General features: G+C 70.5%; 11 protein-coding genes. 1 reads left to right on the top strand and 10 read right to left on the bottom strand.

Going from position 1 to position 19305, the window contains the following annotated elements; translation table 11 throughout:
- Window positions 1-59 precede the first annotated feature (59 nt).
- The 6 genes from HC362_RS14150 to HC362_RS14125 form a co-directional block, all read right to left on the bottom strand.
- The gene (locus tag HC362_RS14150; RefSeq protein ID WP_243084267.1) at window positions 60-2231 is read right to left on the bottom strand and encodes a DEAD/DEAH box helicase; all 2172 of its coding nucleotides are present in this window, start codon (window positions 2229-2231) and stop codon (window positions 60-62) included.
- A complete protein-coding gene (gene brxD / locus HC362_RS14145; protein ID WP_243084266.1) occupies window positions 2228-3583 on the bottom strand; it encodes a BREX system ATP-binding protein BrxD in 1356 nt (451 codons plus the stop codon). Before brxD ends, HC362_RS14150 begins: the two co-directional genes overlap by 4 nt.
- Complete coding sequence (gene pglZ, locus HC362_RS14140) at window positions 3580-6462, bottom strand: BREX-2 system phosphatase PglZ (protein ID WP_243084265.1); 2883 nt, start codon at window positions 6460-6462, stop codon at window positions 3580-3582. Before pglZ ends, brxD begins: the two co-directional genes overlap by 4 nt.
- Window positions 6462-10514: a hypothetical protein gene (locus HC362_RS14135; protein WP_243084264.1), complete on the bottom strand. Its 4053-nt coding sequence runs from the start codon at window positions 10512-10514 to the stop codon at window positions 6462-6464. The genes pglZ and HC362_RS14135 overlap by 1 nt, the downstream gene beginning before the upstream one ends.
- Window positions 10515-10739: 225 nt before the next feature.
- Window positions 10740-11072 carry a hypothetical protein gene (locus HC362_RS14130; protein WP_243084263.1) on the bottom strand — a complete coding sequence of 111 codons (333 nt, stop codon included), beginning with the start codon at window positions 11070-11072 and terminating at the stop codon, window positions 10740-10742.
- On the bottom strand, window positions 11072-11467 hold the full coding sequence (locus HC362_RS14125; RefSeq protein WP_243084262.1) for a hypothetical protein: 396 nt from the start codon (window positions 11465-11467) through the stop codon (window positions 11072-11074). The genes HC362_RS14130 and HC362_RS14125 overlap by 1 nt, the downstream gene beginning before the upstream one ends.
- Before the next feature lie 153 nt (window positions 11468-11620).
- On the opposite strand from HC362_RS14125, the gene HC362_RS14120 reads away from it, so the two are divergent.
- Window positions 11621-11878 carry a winged helix-turn-helix domain-containing protein gene (locus tag HC362_RS14120; protein WP_243084261.1) on the top strand — a complete coding sequence of 86 codons (258 nt, stop codon included), beginning with the start codon at window positions 11621-11623 and terminating at the stop codon, window positions 11876-11878.
- Between the two features lie 27 nt (window positions 11879-11905).
- On the opposite strand, the gene pglX is transcribed toward HC362_RS14120, so the two are convergent.
- From pglX to HC362_RS14100, 4 genes are all read right to left on the bottom strand, one after another.
- Entirely contained in the window at window positions 11906-15706 is a 3801-nt protein-coding gene (gene pglX / locus HC362_RS14115; protein ID WP_347568436.1) for a BREX-2 system adenine-specific DNA-methyltransferase PglX, read from the bottom strand.
- 158 nt (window positions 15707-15864) lie between these two features.
- A complete protein-coding gene (locus tag HC362_RS14110; protein WP_243084260.1) occupies window positions 15865-17340 on the bottom strand; it encodes a hypothetical protein in 1476 nt (491 codons plus the stop codon).
- Complete coding sequence (locus HC362_RS14105) at window positions 17340-18737, bottom strand: AAA family ATPase (RefSeq protein ID WP_243084259.1); 1398 nt, start codon at window positions 18735-18737, stop codon at window positions 17340-17342. Before HC362_RS14105 ends, HC362_RS14110 begins: the two co-directional genes overlap by 1 nt.
- The gene (locus HC362_RS14100) at window positions 18734-19225 is read right to left on the bottom strand and encodes a hypothetical protein (RefSeq protein WP_243084258.1); all 492 of its coding nucleotides are present in this window, start codon (window positions 19223-19225) and stop codon (window positions 18734-18736) included. The genes HC362_RS14105 and HC362_RS14100 overlap by 4 nt, the downstream gene beginning before the upstream one ends.
- Window positions 19226-19305: the final 80 nt, after the last annotated feature.

Raw genomic sequence — 19305 nt, 5'->3', positions numbered from 1 at the left:
GCTTCACGTCGTGATCACCCGCCACGATCGCCAGGCCGGACCGTGGAATCCAACTCTGTCTACTGGCGGGTGTGCGTGGTGAAGCGCACTGGTGCGGCAAGGACCGCACGGGCCCCCTCCTCGTCCGCGGTGCGCGCGGCGAGTGTCGCCTCGGCCAGACGGGGAGGAAGCGCTTCCCCGAACTTGAGCCCGCGCACCGCACGCGCGTCGACCTCCGGAAGACACATCCCGGCGGCGGCATCCGCGACGGCGGTTTTCCAGCGGGCCGGGGTCAGATCGTCCCGGAGCCGGATCCAGTGGTCGGCGAATCGTCGCTGCGGGGCGACGACGGAGGGCAGTGAGGCCGCCAGCGTGGCGTTGGCGCGGTGTCCGGCCCACGTCCACCAGCGGATGTCGCCGTCCGGGAGACGGGTGATGACGGTCCCTTCCGGGTGCACCGAGTCCGCGTGTGCGTCGCGCGCCTTGGCGAGTCTGACGGCGGCCCGTTTCGTCAGGCGTACGGGAGGGTCCGCACCGAGCAGGACATCGCGGGCGGCTCGGGTCAGGGCGAAGGAGCAGACACGGTCTCCGCCGAAGCCGCTCCAGCGGGCGCGTCCGCCTTCGTCGGTCGGTTCCACGAAGCAGCGCCTGCGGCTCCAGTCGATGTACGTCACCAGCCAGCTCCGTCCCGCGAGCAGCAGCTTGCGCGGGCCGGCGACTTCCTCGGTCAGCAGGTCGGGGTCCGTGCGGCCGATCTCGGAACGACCGTTGTACACGGCGAACTCGGGCGGCGCGGTGAAGACCGCCGTAAGGTTCATGAAGTGCCGGTGCCCGTAGCGGCGTTCGGCCTCGGGCCCGATGAACAGGACTTCACCGTCCTGTTCCAGATATCCCTGCTCGACCAGGTGGCGCACGACGGGTGCCGCTCCGGGCCCGAAGGGGCCGATTCCGCCCCACCACTCCCGCCACAGGTTCTCTCCGACACGGTGTTCCTGCAGGCACAGGGCGAGCAGCTGCTGGGCCACCAGGTGACGGGGCTCTGGTGGGGCCACGACGGGTTCGACCCAGCCCCGCGACCACTGCAGCAGAAGGGCCGCCGCGGAGAGCAGCCCGGCTTCGTCGAGCGCGAGGAACAGACAGTTGCGCGAGGCTCCGGGGCGGCGTCCCGTGCGGCCGAGGCGCTGGAGGAACGAAGCCACGGTGGACGGCGCGTCGAGCTGGATGATGCGGTCCAGGTCGCCGACGTCGATGCCGAGTTCCAGAGTGCTGGTGGAGACGATGACGCAGTCGCGGGCTTCAGCGAAGGCCTCCTCGGCGCGGCGACGTTCGGCCACGGACAGTGAGGCGTGGGAGAGGAAGGTGGTCACGCCTTTGCGGCGCAGTTGCTCGCCCAGCTCTTCCACCGTGCGGCGGCTTTCGCAGAAGACCAGGCGCTTCTCCCCCCGGTGCAGGGCGGCGATCACCGTCGCCGCGTTGGCGACGGAACCGACGTAGTCCAGTTCGATGTCGCCGGAGGGGGAAGGTGCGGCTGCTGTGGACGGCGCTGTGGGCGCGGCTGTTGTGCCGGGTTCGGTTTCGCCGAGGTGGGGGGCGATGACCCGGGCGGGTCGGCGTCCCTGTCCCGAACCCTGGAGCCAGGTCAGCAGCTCGTCGGGGTTGCCGACGGTGGCCGACAGTCCGACCCGTTGGAGTGGGCGCCCGACGACATGGCTCAGGCGTTCCAGGACGGCCAGCAGGTGCCAGCCCCGGTCGTCGCCCGCGAAGGCGTGCACTTCGTCGACGACGACGGCGTGCAGCCCCGAGAAGAAGACCCGGTGGTCGACATGGGTGCTCACCAGCATGGACTCCAGGGACTCCGGCGTGGTGAGGAGGATGTCGGGCCGGTGGGAGAGGATGCGGCGACGCCGGGGCGTCGTGACGTCGCCGTGCCACAGCTCGACCGTGCGGCCCAGCCACTCCGCATACGTCCGCAGCCTGGGGTGGAGGTTGTTGAGCAGCGCCTTGAGCGGGCACACGTACAGCACGCTGGTGCCTTTCCAGCCGTGCCGGTTCATGCGCGTCAGCAGCGGGAAGACCGCTGCCTCGGTCTTGCCCCCGGCCGTGGGGGCGAGCAGGACGGCGTCCTCCCCACCCACAAGCGGTTCGACGGCCGCTTCCTGGAGCGGACGCAGGGAGCGCCAGCCCAGCGCGTTGACGATGTGGTGTCCGAGGACGGGGTCCAGGAGGTCCAGGACCTCGACCGGTTGCCTCATGACGGGTCCCGGGGCGGGTCCGGGTCCAGGTCCAGTTCGACGTCGCCGGCGCCGACGGCCGCGCTCCGTTCCGTCTCGGTGAGTTCGGCGCTGTTCAGGGTGAGGGCGTAGTGGGTGCGGGGGTCGAAGTCCGCGAACTCGTCGACCCGGTCCAGGACATCGGCGACGAGCTTGCGCAGGTACAGGCGCGGGGCGATACCGACCTTGCCGCCGAGCGAGCCGGTGAGCGCGCGGGCCAACTCGTCGAGATAGGCGTCGTCGACGCGGGCCGCGAGCCGCTCGGGGTGACGGGCGGCTCCCGCGTACAGGTCGCGGACCTTGCGTCCCAGCTCACCGAGGGCCGGCAGGTCGAACCCGGGAAGGCGGAGCTGTACGGCGCGGGGGGAGTCGAAGCGCGGGTCGGTGGTGAAGTCGGTGGCCAGCCGCTGGGCGAGGGGAGCGAGGCGCTGCACGCCCTGCTGTCCGTCGTAGAACGCGGGGGTGCCGGTGATGACGAGGAAGAGCCCCGGGAAACGGCCCGCGTCGATCTCGTCGAGGAGCTGGCGCAAGGCGTTGAGGGACTTCTCCCGTACGTCCGAGCGCACCCGTTGCAGGGTCTCGACCTCGTCGAGGACGAGCAGCAGACCAGGGTGCCCGCAGTCCCGCAGCACGGTGAGCAGGCCCTGGAGGAAGCCCAGCGCGCCGAAGTGGTCCAGGTCGCCCCGCACGCCCGCCGCGCGTTTGGCGGAGGCCGCCACGGAGCGCTGCCCGCCGAGCCAGGCGATGAGGGACTCGGCGTGTGCCCCGTCCCCTGCCGCCACCGCTTGCCGGTAGCCGCGCAGCGCCGCGGAGAAGGCGGGCGTGGTGCGGGCGACGTCGGCCAGTCGCCGCTCCAGAAGTTCGTCCACCGCCTGTGCCAGTGCTGCCTCGTCGTCGTCGGCGATGGCGCCGTCGGCCAGGGCCTCCTCCTCCAGCGCGAAGAACCAGGAGTCGATGACCGCCCGGAGGGCGGAGGGCCGGTGTGTGGCCGTGGTGAGACGTTCGACGAGTCGCCGGTAGACGGTCTCCAGCCGGTGCAGGGGCGTCTCGGTTTCGGAGATCTGCACTTCGCTGACGGCGAGCCCGCGACGTTTGGCGCGTTCGGCGAGCCAGCGTGCGAAGAAGGTCTTGCCGGAGCCGTACTCGCCGCGCAGGGCGTGGAAGGCCGAACCGTCCCGGGCCACAGTGGCGAGGTCGTCGTCAAGGGCGGTCTCGAAGCGTTCGAGACCGACGGCGAACAGGCCGAGACCGGCTTGCGGAACGGTGCCGCGCCGCAGTGCGTCGACGACCTCGCGCCGCCGCGCGGCACTCACCTCGGACACGGGGGTGCTCATTCGACGTCTCCCAGGAACTGCTCTTCGAGAAGCGCCTTGTTGAGTTGGACGGTGCGCCCGGACTCGACGAGCTGGAGCACGGGGTAGCCGTCGACGTTGAGCAGGCGCTCCAGGACGGTGGCGAACCGCTCGGGGTTGCGCTGCGACCGGCCCGTGGCGGACTGGGCCGCGGCGGCCACCGCACCGGGGGACAGCTTCCCGCCCGCCGCCACCAGCGCGTCGAGCGCGGCGGCGACGGCTGCGTCACCCTTGTCGCCCTGGATGCCCCGGACGAACCTGCGCTGCGCCTCGTACGGGTCGGAGCGGACGACGCGCTCCCCGAGGCCGCTTCGGCCGGTTGCACCGGCGGCGGGCCTGGTGCCGGGCTCCGGGTCGGCGCCGGGCTCCGACCGCAGCTCGTGCGTGCCCTCGTGCGTTCCCTCGTCCGTGGCCTCGCCGTCCACCGCGGCGACCGGCGCCTCGGCGTGGGGAGGCACTCGTGCCGCGGTGTTCCCGGCATCCGTGGCCGAGTTGGCCGTGCCGGTGGCGGGAAGCTCCGTGCCGGGCACGGGGTCCTGCTCGCCGCGCCACCAGCCCGGCGCGGTGCGCTCGGCCGGCAGCAGCGTCCACCCCTCGGGGATCAGTGCTGCGGACGGGACGAGAGTGATCACGGGGACGGTGACTTCGGCGAGTGAGGCGCCGCCGTGGTAGCCGGCCTGCCGGGCCGTGTAGCGCAGGTCCTCGCGCCAGGGGAGGACGGCCCGGCCGCCGGGGGCTCCGACTCGGGGACCCGCCAGCAGGATCTCGCCGTCCTCGGGGGTGCCGGTGCGCCACCGTGCCCCCTGCACACCGTCGGCCGCGGTCTGCTGATGCGTGCGCGGAGTGCGGTCCAGGACGTGGCCGTGGTCGGAGACGAGCAGGACCGGCCTGCCGTAGTCGCGGGCGGCGTTGAGCAGGTTGGGCAGTTTGGCGATGTCGCCGATCCTCCACCGGCCGGCGATGCCTTCGCGGCCGTCGGCCAGCGCGTCGTCGATGGTGTTGAGGACGACACCGACGATGTCGTCGGAGGCGAGAGTCTGGAGCAGTTCAGGCGCCAGCCCGTGACCGGGGGGCCCTTCGTAGCCGCCCTTGTGGAAGAGCTGTGCCTCACGGCGTCGCCGCTTCCAGAAGGTGGCGAATCCGGTCCGCTCCTTGTTCTGCCCGCCTTCCTCCGCACGCGCGCACAGCAGCGACGTCCGGCTGATTCTCGTCACGGAAGGCACCATCGACACGGCGGCCTGGCGCGCGGGCTGCCGGCCGGGCCCGGGTTTGGGTACCACCTCGGTCCACACCCGCCGGTCCAGCTCTCCGGCGAGCTGGACGGCCACGTCGGCGCTCATCCCGTCCAGGACCAGGATCAGCGGTCTGCCGCCGTTGCGGGCCAGTGGCGCGGCCGCCTCCGTGAGAACGTCCTCGATGAGCAGGGCGCCACCCGGTGCCTGCTGCGAGGCGCCTTCGGTCCACACGGCGAGCCGCTGGGCGAATGCCTCGTCAAGGCGCGCACGCCGCGCTCGCACGGCTGTTATCAGCTTCTCGTAGGCGCCCGCCACGGCGGCGTCCCGCGAGCTGTCCCCCTCGGCGAGGATGCTCACCGCCAGATCGGCCCACCCGGACGAGGCCATGTGCGCCCGCACCGCTCGCCCCACCGACTCGACCGGCGGCAGCGGGTGGTGGAGCCACCGCACCAGCCGCACGGCGGCACGGGCCGTTCCGGTGGAGTCGGCGTACACGGTGCTGAGCTGATGCTCCGTGAGGTGGCGCAGGGCGGTCTCCGCCGGCCCTGCTGGTCCGCCGAGCAGAGCGGCCAGGTCGCGCAGGCGCTGCCGGTAGCCGGACGGCAGGAGCCGGTCGGTGCCGATCAACGGGCTGAGCTTGGCCTCCGTCGACAGCCGGTCGGCGTGCTCGAGGACGTCGAGGACACGACCGCGGGCCTCCTCGCGCTGCGGTCCGCTGCTCTCGGCCTGTGCGATCCAGCGGGTGAGGACGCCGGTCGCGGCGTCCGCGAAGGGCCGCAGCGCCTCGAAGGAGGAGAGCGCCGGGCCGAAGAGGGTGCCGAGCGCGAACCCGGCTGCCTCGGCCGCCTCCGAGGAGAGTGCCGCGGAGGCGAGCGCCCCCAGCGGCAGCGCCTGCTCACCCCGCCCGTCGGCCGCCAGCGCCATCAGGGTGGCGGCGGCCGGTCCCGCGGCCTGTGCGAGCCACTCGGCGATCCCCTCGCGTTCGGCGAGGGGGAGCGCCGCGTACGTGGCGGGGCCGGTCGGCGTACGGGACCAGGCGAACAGCGTGTCCGCGTCGAGGTCGAGAGTGTCGGAGGTGGTGTCGCCCAGTCCGAGCCGCTGGGCCAGCAGTGCCCGCACCGCGCGGTCCCGGGTGAGGACGGCGCCGGCACGTGGCCAGCCGCCGTCCACCGGCTCCGCCTCCAGCAGCGCGTCGAGAAGCCAGCGCTCCCCGGACATACGGGGGTCCAGGTCGGTGGCTCCGAAGAGCTGTTTGACGATTTCAGCCCGGTCCACGGGCAGGGGACGGTGCCGTACGGCGTGGGCACGCAGATCCCAGCCGAGCTGCTCGGCTGGGACCCGCCCGGTCACGACGAGCACCCTGTCCTCGTCCTTGTCCCCGTTCTCGTCCCCGTCCGCCTCGGCCCGGTGCCGTTGCCAGGCGTCGACGACTCCCAGCAGCGAGTCGTGGTCGCTGATCCGGACGTGCCGGCTTGTGCCGTTGATCTGGACGGTGAACTCGGCTTCCCGGCCGCGGTCCTCATAGGCCGCGTCGACCAGGACGAGCCGTTCTCCCTCGGACTGCGGCAGCTCGACCTGGAGCAGCATCTCGATGGCGCGGCGGCCTACGACAGGGTGGGCGGCCATCAGCGACCGCCTTCGCCTTCGTCGCCCGCGGACTCCCGGGCCGTGCCGCGAGCGTCATCGTCACGGCTCCCGTCCCAGGGCGCGGCAGCGGTGCCGTCTCCGGTCCTGTCCCCGGTCCCGTCCGTGGTCGGCTGCCGTTCCTCTACGGCCCGCCAGATGATCTCCACCGCCGTGTGCGGGTGCCCCGCGCGGAACGTATGGATCTCCTGCCTTATGGCGGCCAGTTCGGTGGCGAGCAGCGCCTCCAGTCCACTCGGTGCGTCACCGATGATCCTGCGGGCGGCGCGCGCCGCCGGGCCGGTCCCTGCCGTGGCCGCGTCGTCCGTCCCACCGGTCCTGTCCTGGCCGGTTTCCGGCTTGGGTGCCGCCGATTCACCCGGCTCGTCCGGCTGCGAGGGAACGGGCGGGGCGCCGTGCTCCGTCAGGGGGATCTGTTCGGGGCCCGGGGCCGGCGGCTGGGGCGGCATCGGGGTCGTCCGCTCCAGTTGGAGCGCCGCGTCCACGATGGCCATGCCGGTCTCCCGCACGGACGTGAGCACCGGTACGAGAGAGCGCTCGAACTCCGACGCACGGGCCGCCTCGGCGATCCGGTCCAGGAGCCGCCCCGCGCGGTCTCCCACGCTGTCGTCGCGGTCGCGAAGGCCCTGGACGCTCCGCAGCAGGTGCCAGTCCGTACCGTCCAGAGCCCGGAGCACCGCTCCGGCACTCTCCATGGTGTGGGCCAGCTCCCGGGCAGGCGTCTGGTGCGAGACGGCGGCAAGTTCCTCGACCAGCGCTGTCGCGTCGTTGCCGTGCCGGCTCAGCCGGGCCAGCAGCCCCAGCGCCTCGCGCAGCATCGCCGTACGGGGGGCGGGCTCGGACCCGTCCAGGCCGAGCAGCGCGGCGTGCCGCTCCAGCGTGGTGCGCACGCCCGAGACGTTCGTCTCGCACTCCTCCACCTTGCCGCGGACGGCCTCGGCCAGGCTGCTCACGTTCCGCGCGTACGGCTGCGGCTTGGCGGCCACGCCGAAGAGCCGGGCGGCGTGGTCGCGCGCGGCCTCGTACACCTCCGCGTCCGGCAGCGGCTGGGAGCGCAGTGCCCAGCCGGGGCCGATCGACGGCAGATCGGGTGCCGTGGTCTCCGGCCCGGAGTGGTACGTCCAGGCGCGGTCGTCGAGCAGCGCGTAGGCGGCGATGAGCAGATTGACGATGTTCGCGTCCAGGCCCGCGTATCCGAGGGGCTCCTGGGTGATCCAGCGGCGGATGTCCTCGACCCGCAGCAGCTCCCGCTCGCCGTGCTGGGCGGCGGCCTGGTTGATGCGGGTGCGCCAGTCGGCCCGCAGCACGAGCGGGCCGTCGTGCACGGTGCCCAGCTCCAGCGGTTCCACGATCCGCTTGACCGTGCCCAGTTGGTTGTTGTCGACCTCCACCCGGCCGCCCTCGTCCATCGCCCGGGTGATCCACTCCAGCGTGGTCCGCAGCTCCCTCACCGAGACGGCCTCGGGCTGGCCCGCGCGGATGGCGCTGAAGTCGGGGTGCTTGCGGTACAGCGCGGCGAACATGCCGTCGGCGAGGCGGCCGAGGTTGTCGGCGAACGTCTTGCCGCCCTCGACCTCGGGGCGGGGGAACTCCGGCTGGAGCGAGAGCACATGGCGGCCCTCGGCCACGGGGACGGACGTGGTGCCTTCGGTGGGCGCGGAGAGCCCGTAGACCTCGCCGAGCGCCTCGACGAGCGTGCCGGTGAGGGCGTCGCGGCCCAGCTCGAGCGCCCGCCGGGCCTTGGCGCGGTCGTCGGGGGCGTAGTTGCGGGTGTACTCGTCCAGCCGGTTCCGCTCCAGCAGGAAGGTGATCCGCATCAGCCGTCCGAGCTGGGCGTTGCGCTCCTCGGAGAAGAAGTGGGGCAGCCACACCAGGGTCGGAGCCACTACCCCTTCGCTTTGCAGCTTCATGACGCGCTGGAAGTCGTACGAGGGGTAGCGGTCGTCCTCGTCGAAGGGGTAGTCGACGATGAAGCGGATGTTGCCCTCGGTGCCCGGGGTGAACTGCTCGTCCGGGAGCTTGGGGGCGTCGGCCACGTTGCCGAAGACGAACTCCGCGGTGCGCTTCGTGCCCCGCCAGACGAGCTCCTTCTCGTCGAGCAACTGCCCCTTCTTGACGCCGAGCAGCTCCCACAGGCGGTCGTGCACCCATACCCTGCGCGCCCCGGCCTTGTCCTCTCCGGCCACCGCATCCAGCAGCGGCTCGATGTCCAGGTCGGACAGGTGGAGGGAGAAGACCGGGTCGTTCTCGCCCTCGGTGCGCAGCTCGGTGGGGAACTCGCCCTGGAGCGCCTTCAGCCGCTCGGTGACCTTGGCGCCGACGGGCACCGTCCGGGAGTGCACCGAGCCGTGGTTGAGGGCGGCCAGCCGTGCCCCGGTGAGCCTGCGCAGCGCCGGCACCTCGGGGGCGAGCGCGGCGAGCAGCAGCGTCTTGACGAAGCGGTCGTCGGCGATGAAGTCGGAGTGGTCCTCCCCGCCGTACTTGCGCAGCAGGTACTGCCGGGCCTTGGCGTAGAACTTCTCGGCCGCCTTCGCCTCGTGCTTGAGCTCGTCGGTGAAGGCGGCGCCGGTGCCGTCCACGAGGACGTCCCACAGGTCGCCGAGCGGCACGAGCCGGCCCAGCGGCGCTTTCGCGTTCTTCTCCAGCAACTGCTGGACGAGTTTGAGGCCGCTGCGCTCCCGCTGGAGCGCCCCGGACAGCGCCACCAGCACGTTCAGCAGGGCGGGCGAGAGCGGGTAGACGGCGCGGAAGTCCTCCCAGTCGGCGCCGGTGGCGCCGCCGCCGTCCAGCAGGATGTCCTTGACCTGCTGGTTCGATGCGTCGATGCCCTTGAAGGCGGACCGGAGCAACTCCTCCTTGCCCTCCCTGGGCTTGAGCACCCGCTCCCTGATGATCTCCGGGAGGTTGCGGTCCTCCAGGTTGATGATGGTCAGGCGCTCCTTCAGATACTCCAGCGCCTGCTCCATGTTCTGCACGTCGGAGCCGAGGATGTCCTTCCCGACGAGCTGGGAGAGGTCGCGCTGGCGGGAGATGAAGGAGACGATCGGCACCGGCCGGTCGGCGTTGCCGGATTCGATCAGCTTGACCAGCTTCTGGATCTCCTCGTTGACCCAGGTACGTTCCCGCATCCGGGCCTGGAGCCAGAGGATCAGCTCGTCGAGGAAGAGCACCACGCCGTCGTAGCCGAGCGTCCGCGCGTGCTTGCTGATCTCGCTGAGCCCGTCGTCCAGCGATACGTATGCGTCCGGGCCCCCGGCGGCGCTCGCCGCGTACGACTTCATGGGCCCGCTGATGAGCGCCGTCACCAGGCTCTCGCGCCCCGTGTCCCCGGCCGGTGCGGCGAAGGCCGCGTCGAGTTCCTCACCGGTCCACGCGGCGGGGGCCGCCGTACCGATCGGCGCGAGCCCGTCGCCCCCTGCGGGTGCCGAGCCGATAGGGGCCAGCCCGTCACCCGTGCCCGGCGCGTCCGGGCCCGCGGTGGGCAGCAGCCGGATGAACGCCTCGTCGCCCACCGACTCCCGCAGGGCACGGGCGTCGGCCAGCAGCGCGTCCGCCTTGAAGACCGACGGCGTGGGCGCGTCCGGGTGCAGTTCGCGTACGACCTTCACATAGCCGCCGAGCAGCGCCGACTCCAGGTTGGCAGCGCCCACCAGGTGGTAGGGCACCATCAGGAACTTCCGGTCGGACAGCCAGTCGTCGTGGTCGGCGACCACCTCTCGCAGCCGGCGCTTGTCACGGACGGCCGCGTCGCCGTTGAGCACGGCGTGCAGCACGGTCAGGAAGTGGCTCTTACCGGCACCGAACGAGCCGTGCAGATAGGCGGCGTACGACGTGTTCTTCCGCACAGCACCACGGACCAGCCGCAGCGCCTTGTCGAACTCCTTGGCCAACTGCTCGGTGACCACATAGTCCGCCACCGAACCGGCCGCGTCGTCCCCGAACCCCTGTGACAGCGCGATCTTGTAATCGCCGGCGTGGGCGTCCTCCCTGATCTCGAGGACGTCCCTCAGCACGACCTTGCTGTCCCTGGCCATCAGCCGCTTCAGCTCCCCACACCCCGACGGAACCCCGCCCGGCCACGCGCCGGGCACTTCACCCGGCCGTTCGGCCGGTACTGCCCGGCTCTGCGGCCCGGCACTTCACGCAGCGCGGCCCGACGGTCACCCGCAGCGCGCACGCAACCCCTCCATCCTGCCATTTCGGCCAGGACAGAGGGGCGGGGTGCGCGAGGTCGGAGACCGCCTATGTGGTGCGGGGCGTCACTGGGTGTCCCGCGCCGAGAGGCGCAGGCCGCGGGATTCGGCGACCCGCAGGGCGTCGGTCAGGCACTCGGCGAGCCGGATACCGGCGTAGCGCACCTCGGTGTACGGGGAAGCCGGGTCCTCCAGCACCTCGCGGGCGAGCCCGAGCACGTCGGTGCCCGTGGTCAGCAGCTCCTCCTCCATCTGGTCGGCCAGGCGCGAGAGGTGCCCGCCCTCCTCGTCCGGGACGAGGTAGCACGGCTTCCCCTCCGGGGACGGCCAGGGCAGCAGCCGGAGCGTGGTCGTGTCGTCCGTCGGGTGCCACTTCGGGTGTCCGTGCCCGTGCTCCATCAGGCGGCCCTCCCTTCCAGGCCACCGGCGCCGATCAGGTGCTGGTCCAGATCGATCCCGAAGTCGGCGGCGAGGACGAGCGTGCGGCGCCGGTGCCGTTGCTGCTGGGCCTGCTGTCGCTGTCGCTGGGCTCGCTGCTGTGCTTCCTCGTGCGCCACGAGGTAGGGGCGCACCAGAGGGATGGCCTCGCCATCGAGTACGGGTACGGGGCTCGCTTCGCCGAGCCCGGCGGGCCTGTGCAGTGCGTACGGGGTGCGGTGAGAGGGGAGACGGGCGGAGGTGGGGCGAGTGGTGAGGGCGGGCCGCGCCTTGCGGGGGCCCGCGCGGTGGGTTCCGGTGCCGGGGGCGAGCAGCAGGCTCAGCCGGTGGACGGTGCGGCGGATAAGGTTGTGCATGTCGGACGCTCCTTGACAGCGTTCGGCCGTGCCCCCGGACGGTTGCAGCCGTCGCGGGGGTCTGTGTCGTATGTACCACGGTACGCCATGGACGCAATTGGTGCACCATGGGCTGCCAATGCGGGGTCTGGCGCACCAGGCCAAGCTTCAGGTATGGCCCAGTACGAATGGCAGCGGATCGCGCGCGTCATCGAGGAAGAGATCAGGTCGGGACACGTGCCGCCCGGGGGAGCGCTGTCCAGCATCACGCGGTTGGCTGAGACTTACGGTGTCGCCGACCGAACCATCCGGCGCGCACTGCGGGACCTGCGTGAGCGAGGACTCATCGAGACCTTGCCGCACAAAGGCTCGTACGTGGTTGATGCGCTGCCGCCCTCCGAGGCGCCCGAGGAAGACGAAGGCACGGACTGACGGTCCCGACGCGGGACCGTCGTACCGCTATTCGGCAGCCGTGCGCCCGCGCCGCTTCTTCTCGGGGCGCCAGTCGCGGAGGTCGGAGTCCGAGAGACTCCGTTCAGTACAGGCGTGGTTGAGCGCGGCCTGGAACTCCTGGGCCGGGTTGTCGCCCCACTCCGGGTCGTACTCGTCGTACCACTGATGGACCCACGGCATGATCTCCCAGAGCCCGGCCAGCAGCGGAATGAAACGCGGGTCCTCGTGGCTCCAGCCGTCCACCGAGGAACGGTCGTTGATGAGATTGACCAGCGCCTCGGCCTGGTCGCGGTGGTTCCAGCCGGCCCAGCCGAGCAGGAGGGACGGATCGCCGTCCGAGGAAGCCCCCGGGTAGGAGATGAACCGCTCCTTCGGCACGTCGAGCTTGCCACGGTTGGACCAGTACGAGTGCTTGAGGAAATCGGCGCTCGTGTACTTGGGCGGGACTTTGATGTCCTGGCGCTCCCCGGTGCGGTCTTCCTCGCGCTGCTGTTTCCACACCTCTTCCCACTGGGCGCGCTTGCGCAGGCCGGGCTCCTTGTAGCGGAGTGCGGCGAGGTAGGGGACGTGCTCGGGTTCGATGACCGCTGCGAGGACGGTGGCGAGTGAGGCGTCGCTCTTGCCGAGATGGTCGGCGGCGTAGAGCGCGGCGACGGCCTGGAAGTCCTCGTCGTGGCGCAGCGCGTCGGCGAGTTGGAAGACGGTGAGCGTGCGGGGTGCGGTGTACTCTCCGCGCTCTTCGAACCACAGATCCTCTCGCTCGGCCGCGTCCAGCAGCCAGTTGCGGAGGGCGGCGGCCTCGCGCTTCTCCCAGGGCTCGGTGGACCAGCGGCGCTTGTACTCGGGGCGCTCGATCAGCCGGATGTCCCGGTGGGAACCGATGACGTCGAGCCGAGCCTTGACGACCTCCTTGTACGGGTCGGGCCAGCCCTCCGGGACCTTGGCGACGGCGGTCTCGGTGGAGCCGTGCCGGTCGAACCAGGCGGTGTCCAGCTCACCGGCATCGACCTTTTGTTTCATCACGATCTCGAAGGCCCGCTGCCCGAGCTGGAGTTCCGGTACGTCGGCGTCGTTCAGTTGGCCGGGGTCGCCGGGAAGCGTGGTCCGGGCGACTTCCTTGGGCGTGAGCAGCCCGTACGCCCCGTACACGGTCCAGTCCAGCTCCTCCTGGAGCAGGACCATGCGAGAGCGGATGCGCTCCTGGGCGGCCTTCGCTTCGTCGAGGGCGGTGCGGGTGGGGGTGCTGGCGGTGGCGACGGCGGAGGGCTCGTGCTGGGCCAGCTCTTGGGCTAGTCGGTCGAGTTCGCGGGCGTGGGCGAGGGGGAGGGCTTCGGGGAGGGGGAATTCCTGGAGCCGGGTTCCGTTGAAGGCATACCGGTCCTCCCACGCTTCGTCCTGCACGCCACGCCCAATTCCACTGCCGCCTTTGACGTGGCTGACCTGCTTCATCCAGAAACACGCAGTTGATGAATTCAAGACTCCGAGTAGGAGGAGATGATCTTCGTCGCTCGCTGAGTCTGGAAGTCTGATCACAGGAGCAGTTTGCTTGAATACATTACCACCTCGGTCCAGGACGAAGTGGTTGTGGGTAGCCACTTCCCCGTAGGTAATGCACCATGAGTGTGATCCCTTATCCTTGGGCAATTGATGCCACTCGTACCAAGGGCGTCCCTCGGAGAAGTATGTTCCACCTGCGAACGTTGCACGGTTGCCCAACTCGGTCCGATTAGGCCACATCCAGCGGAGCGCGGCGTGCAGTCGTGAGTCCGCTACCAGTTCGTGTTCAGGTGTATAAGGGAAGAACGCGAAAACTCCATCGCGCTGCCGCCAGTCCCGTACTTCGTCGCCGACAATGATGCGGAATCGCTGATACTCCGGGATTCCATGCGATTGAAATAGGCGCTCTGGAAAGATCATGGCGTCATCTGCACCGGGGATTCCGAATACCCCGATCCGGTAGCTGCGTTCACGCAGGCGCGAGGACATTGCATGCTCGACACGGTCGGTTACGTGGCTTGCCCCACCCCCGCTCAGCGACCAGGGGTGCTCCGCGAAACCCGCCCGCTCCACATCCTCAACGCTCACCCACTCCGACTCGCTCCCCGGCTTCCGCACCTGCTCGACGATCGCCCGCCACACCGGGCCGAGCGCGCCCTCCTCCGGAATGCTGGCCTCGCCCCGAATCCCCAGCACAGCCCGAATCGGCATCGCCTGCCGTGCCATCTGGTGCCGTCCGATGAGAATGACCGTCGGCGTTCCGTGGCCCGGGATATACGCACCCGAGGTGTCGATGATGTGAGTCAATTCCACGCCGGAGTAGTTGTCCTTACGCTTCGTGCTCGGGTCCTTGTACGGACCGCCATGGAAGAACGACTCGATGAGGACCTTGCCGAACTCCCGCTTCATGAAGGAGTTCGCCGTGATCTGCCCCGTGAAGCCGCCATCTCGGTGGCTGCCACCGGCCCGCACCGCAAGCTCGAAAATCCGCTGGGCGAACGGTACCGACAGTGCGTACTTACCCGAGCAGGCCCAGTACGCCTTCCGATAGTTCTCGTTCTCCTGCTTGTCCTTCACCGTGATGTATGGCGGGTTGCCCACCACCACGTGGTACGACCCTCGCCCCAGCAGGTCCACCTCGTCCACGTACTGCTTCACGTCCTCCGTCCGGTACGTGAAGACCTCTCCGCCCGCCGGGTCATCCAGCGTCTGGCCCGCGCCTCGGCCCGCTTCCCGGCCGTGCAGCAGTGAGTCCGCGACCGCCACCCGGACCGGCATTCCGGGGGCGCGGCGCAACTCCCGTACGCCGCCTTCCTTCAGGGCCGCCACCAGGAGCCGGAACCGGGCGATGGAGACGGCGTAGGGGTTCTTGTCGGCGCCGTGGACGGACTCCAGGGCGCGGCGGATGAGCAGCCACGCGTCGGTGCCGGGTTCCAGTTCGCGCCACTTGGCCAGCAACCGCTCGAACAGACCCAGTAGGAAGTGGCCCGAGCCGCACGCGGGGTCGATGCAGCGGAGGCCGCGTACGTCTCCGTCCTGGTCCGTCTCGCCGCGCCAGCGGGGCGGGCGGTGCTTCCAGACCGGGTCGAGGCCGAACTCCTCGACGGCCGGTTCCAGCGTCAGGTCGAGGATGAACTTCTCGACGAAGACGGGTGTCTGGAGCAGCGCGTAGGTCTTGCGTGCGTGCTCGGAGAGATCCTGGTAGAGGTCGCCGAGGAAGCGGGTGTTCAGCTCGGGGTCGGTGAAGTCGTAGCGGATCTCGCCGTCCGGGCCGCGCTCCCGCCAGAAGGCCAGCAGTCGGGCGGCGGCTCCGTAGGAGGGGGTGACTTCCCGCATCGGGTTGTGGCGCTCGTCGAAGAGGGCCGCTGCGGTGGAGTGGGCGTCGGCGAGGGCCTGGAAGGAGGCGAACAGCCAGTCGCGGTCGTTGTGCTCCGGGTGCTGGCGGAAGTGGTCGTCGTGCCGGTCCTGGGCCTCGGCCAGCCGTGCGCCGGGGCCGGAGAGCCAGGCGTCGGGGAGCAGTCCGTTGTCCTCGCTGAACCTCACGAAGACGCAGCCCAGCACCCATGCGGCGGCGACCTGGACGAGACGTTCCTCGAGCCAGGACTCGTAGTGCTGCGGTGCGGTGCGCTCCTGTTCCACGGCGTGGTCGTACTCGGCCCGCAGCGGCCCGTCGAACTCCTCCAGTGCCGCCCGCTCCCTCAGGTCCGTCACCAGCAGGGCGACCTGCTTCTGCAGGTCCTTGAGTAGCGCTTCGTGCTTCTCGCGGTCCATCGACGCACCCGCCTCAGCGCGGGCTTCCTCGAACGTCACCGGTGGAACCTCTCCATCCCCTACTGGCTCGCCGTACCACCACGGCGTATCCGCCCATCCTGCCAGCCCGGCGCTGTGCGCAGGCAATGACCGTCAGCCTGGTCCGGGCCGTGCGGGGCCGGGCGCCGGGGCTCCCGGCTCCGGGAGGCCGGTCGCCGTTACGACTTCGGGCGCGGGACTCCTCCCTTGCGGCCCAGGCCGAACGCGATCCGGTACACATCGGGCAGGTCCAGGCGGCCGTCGCTGCGCGGCTTGGTCATCACGCCCAGCTCGATCAGCTCGGTGATCACCCGGGGCAGGTCTTCCGGCTGGCGCGGTCCCATGCGGACGCGTTCGGGGGTGTCGGCCTGTACGTACCCGGAGGTCTCCTCGGCCAGCGACGCCGACAGGTTCGCCTCCTTCCACAGGCGGAGCACCGTCTTCTCGGCGACCGGTACCTGGTAGCCGGCGAGCGGCTCTATCGCCAGGCGTACCCAGTGGGTGTCCTCCTTGACCTCGTCCACCCGCCGCTTCGACGCCTTCTGCACGCCTGCGCGGATTCCCTCATGGTGCAGTGCCCGGTCGTGTGCGGGGTGGCGGGCCCGGGTCGTCTCGGCGGCGGTGGACAGGGCCTCCAGGAAGCTGCGGGGGCTGACCTGCCCGCACCCGTCCATGAGGTGGTTCGGCAGCCAGGTGTAGGTCTTCCCCCTCCGGACGTTGCTTCCCATGAAGGGGTCGGCGATCTCCTCGAAGTGGCGTCGCTGGGTGTCCTCGTCGACGGAAAGCAGCCGGGGCGGGGCCTGGCGAGCACCGGCGTTCTCCGGTTTCCAGCCACCCGTGAGCTCCCGGAACCGCCGGGAGGCTTCGCCCTGCTCGTTGCCGAGATACTGGAAGAGCAGGCCGTACAGATCGGTCTGGGTCCACTCCAGGCGGGCCGAGTAGGCCGACAGTTTCGAGGCGTCGGCGAAGTGGTTGCCGGCCGCCTCGAACATGTCGGGGCGTACGAACACCTTCAGCCGGATGTTGCGGGTGGCGAGGCGCATCTGGAGGGCCAGCCGCAGAATGCCGCCGACCAGCCGGTCCGCCTGCCCGCGGTCGCTGACCAGGTGCTCCAGCGCGTCGAAGAGCAGCAGGTGCACGATCTTCTCCTCGTACGCCTGACTGTCCGCCTGCTCGATGGTGCGCTCCGCCGGGCCGGGGTGGGCACGGACCCAGGCCATCTTGTCGGCCCACTCGGTCAGGCCGGACAGATCGGGCTGGCCGAGGGCGTTGAGGAGGACCGTGTACCAGATGTCGTACGGATCCTCGCCCGCCGCCAGCAGGCTGCCCAGCACCAGCGGGCCCGGGTACTGCCCGGACCGCATCGCCAGGCCGTATCCGGGGTGGACCCGGAGCCTGTTGAGGCGGTTGATGCGGTACTCCTGGGCAGCGAGGTCGCGCAACTCGTCGTCGAGGAGCGACCAGTACCAGAACGTCTTGCCGACGCCCCGGCCGCCCTGCACCACCACGTTGTCGACGTACAGCGCTTGCCGGTGCGAGTCAGGGGTGAACAGGGTGCGGGCCGTCGGGGGGCGGGCGTCGGCGGCTGTGGCGTCCTCCAACGCCGCCGACAGCAGGTCCCGGTACTCCTCCGCGGAGAGGGAGACCTCGGTCATCACGTTCCTTCCTGGTCCGCGCGGTCGCCCATGGCTTCCTCGATCAGTGAGGTGACGGTGGGCAGGAAATCACGGTACGCGGCCTGGACGAAGGCGCGGTCCCACCAGTCCGGGGTGTTCAGCGAGTCCATGCCCACCAGCCCTTGGTCGAACAGGATGGGGATGGGCGTGTGCGGGGCCCAGTCGTCGTGCAGGGACGGGGCGAACGGCTCCTCGGGGGAAGGTCCTGCTCCCGGTGCCACCTCGTCGTACAGCACCGAGAAGTGCTCGAACGCATGGGCGCGGAACGTCTCCAGGTAACCCCGCATCGGGTAGTGGACCGAGTCCGGCACCATCGACGCCACCATGTGCAGCTTCTCCCGGATGAGGGGCGCCTGGCCCAAGGACTGCCACGCGGCGAACAGGTCCCCGTAGCCCGCCCAGGTCTGGGTGTTGTCGGCACCGAAGAGCAGTGCCGAATCGCACAGTTGGGAGATCGTGACGGCGGCGATGTCGTGGATGCCGGCGCGACTGTCCAACAGCACGACATCGGGGCGGCGATCGGTGTCGCTGTCGCGTTCCATGGCGTCCTCGCAGGCGCGGACGGCCTGCTCAAGGCGGGTCGCGAAGTCGGTCCCGGGGAGGTCGGAGTAGACGCGGTTCAGCTTGTCGACGTAGGCGTAGGGCACGTCGGTCTCGGTCCGGCCCCGGGCGGGGGCCACCCACAGCTCCCCCCACAGCCCGTCATAGGGGGCGCGGGGTTCGTAAGGAGTGCGGGTCACCAGCTCCAAGCCCTCGGCGTTGTCCACGGCGGCCTCGACGAGGTGGTCCACGATCCCGTGCCGGGGAAGGTTCCGGCCCGCCAGCAGGGGGCCCGCACCGGGCGACTCCAGGTCCAGGTCGACGACCAGGACGGCGTGGCCCCGGTCGGCCAGATACCGGGCGAGCACGGCTGTCGCCGTCGAACGGCCGACGCCGCCCTTGAAGCCGTACAGCGCGGTGCGGTGGGCTCGGGAGCGGGATGCGAGGGAGCCGGCGTCCGGCGTGGTCACCTTCGCCCAGTCCTCGCCGACCACCGTGTTGTCGAGCAAGCGGACCGAGCCTGCGGGGGAGGGCCCGGCGGGGTCGGTCACGGCGCGCGGTGAGTTGAACACCGCGTCGGCGGAGAACATCTGTGAGGCGAGCATCACCGGTTGGTCCGAGTGGTACCGGCCCAGGCGACCGGCGAACTCCGCCTCCCAGGAAGCCCGCAGACGGGCCGCCCCCTCCTTGCCGGTGTCGTCCACGACGAGGGTGAAGCGGCCCAGCACATCCCGGACGAGCACGACGTCGAAGCCCTGACCGGCCACGGAGCGGGCGGACTCGAACGCGTACTCCCGTGCTTCGCTGAAGCGGACGGGGGAGGGCGAGCGCATCATGGGAGCTTTCTGTTGAGCTGGGCCTGCTCGTGCAGGGTGAGTATGTTCTGGGCGGCGGTCCGGCGTCTGGTCACCACGTCCGCCTGAGCGTAACCGCCGTCGTAGTAGCGGAACTTCACGTGCCACCTCCTGAAGACCCGCAGGTCGCCGTCGAGCGCCGCGTGGAGGGAGGCACCTGCACGGCCGTGCGCCAACAATGCGACCTCCTTGACCAGTTCGTTGACGTGACCGAACTCGATCAACTGTCTGTGGTGATCCGGGTCCGGATTCTCGACCCACGGCTTCGAGGACGGTGCGTCCTCGCCGGGCTTGGGGTCCATGGTCACGTCGGTGAACCGCAGCAGCAGGCTCTTCGTCGCACACTCCGCCGCGAACCCGTAGAGGTGGTCCGCAGCAGGGAGGCGTCCGTCGTCGCGGAGGTAGTCGGCGTCCTGAAAATGCCGCCCGGCGGCCGAGGCGAAGTGGTCTTCCTGCTTGAGTTCCGGCACCCGGCGATCGTAGGCCGACTCGCGGACGAAGAGGTGGGGAATTCGGACAGAACCCGCTTACTCGCCAGGGGACTTGGCTG

It is taken from the genome of Streptomyces sp. 891-h, from assembly GCF_022760275.1.
In the GTDB taxonomy this organism is placed as follows: Bacteria; Actinomycetota; Actinomycetes; order Streptomycetales; family Streptomycetaceae; genus Streptomyces; species Streptomyces spirodelae.
Note: the sequence above shows the minus strand (reverse complement) of the source record. Positions and strands in the feature narration are given on the sequence as shown.

Bases quoted from the DNA above. Each gene is read 5' to 3' on its own strand.
- HC362_RS14105 (WP_243084259.1), bottom strand. From the start codon at position 18,737: ATGATGCGCTCGCCCTCCCCCGTCCGCTTCAGCGAAGCACGGGAGTAC.
- HC362_RS14110 (WP_243084260.1), bottom strand. From the start codon at position 17,340: ATGACCGAGGTCTCCCTCTCCGCGGAGGAGTACCGGGACCTGCTGTCG.
- pglZ (WP_243084265.1), bottom strand. From the start codon at position 6,462: ATGGCCGCCCACCCTGTCGTAGGCCGCCGCGCCATCGAGATGCTGCTC.
- HC362_RS14125 (WP_243084262.1), bottom strand. From the start codon at position 11,467: ATGCACAACCTTATCCGCCGCACCGTCCACCGGCTGAGCCTGCTGCTC.
- HC362_RS14135 (WP_243084264.1), bottom strand. From the start codon at position 10,514: ATGGCCAGGGACAGCAAGGTCGTGCTGAGGGACGTCCTCGAGATCAGG.
- HC362_RS14120 (WP_243084261.1), top strand. From the start codon at position 11,621: ATGGCCCAGTACGAATGGCAGCGGATCGCGCGCGTCATCGAGGAAGAG.
- HC362_RS14150 (WP_243084267.1), bottom strand. From the start codon at position 2,231: ATGAGGCAACCGGTCGAGGTCCTGGACCTCCTGGACCCCGTCCTCGGA.
- HC362_RS14130 (WP_243084263.1), bottom strand. From the start codon at position 11,072: ATGGAGCACGGGCACGGACACCCGAAGTGGCACCCGACGGACGACACG.
- brxD (WP_243084266.1), bottom strand. From the start codon at position 3,583: ATGAGCACCCCCGTGTCCGAGGTGAGTGCCGCGCGGCGGCGCGAGGTC.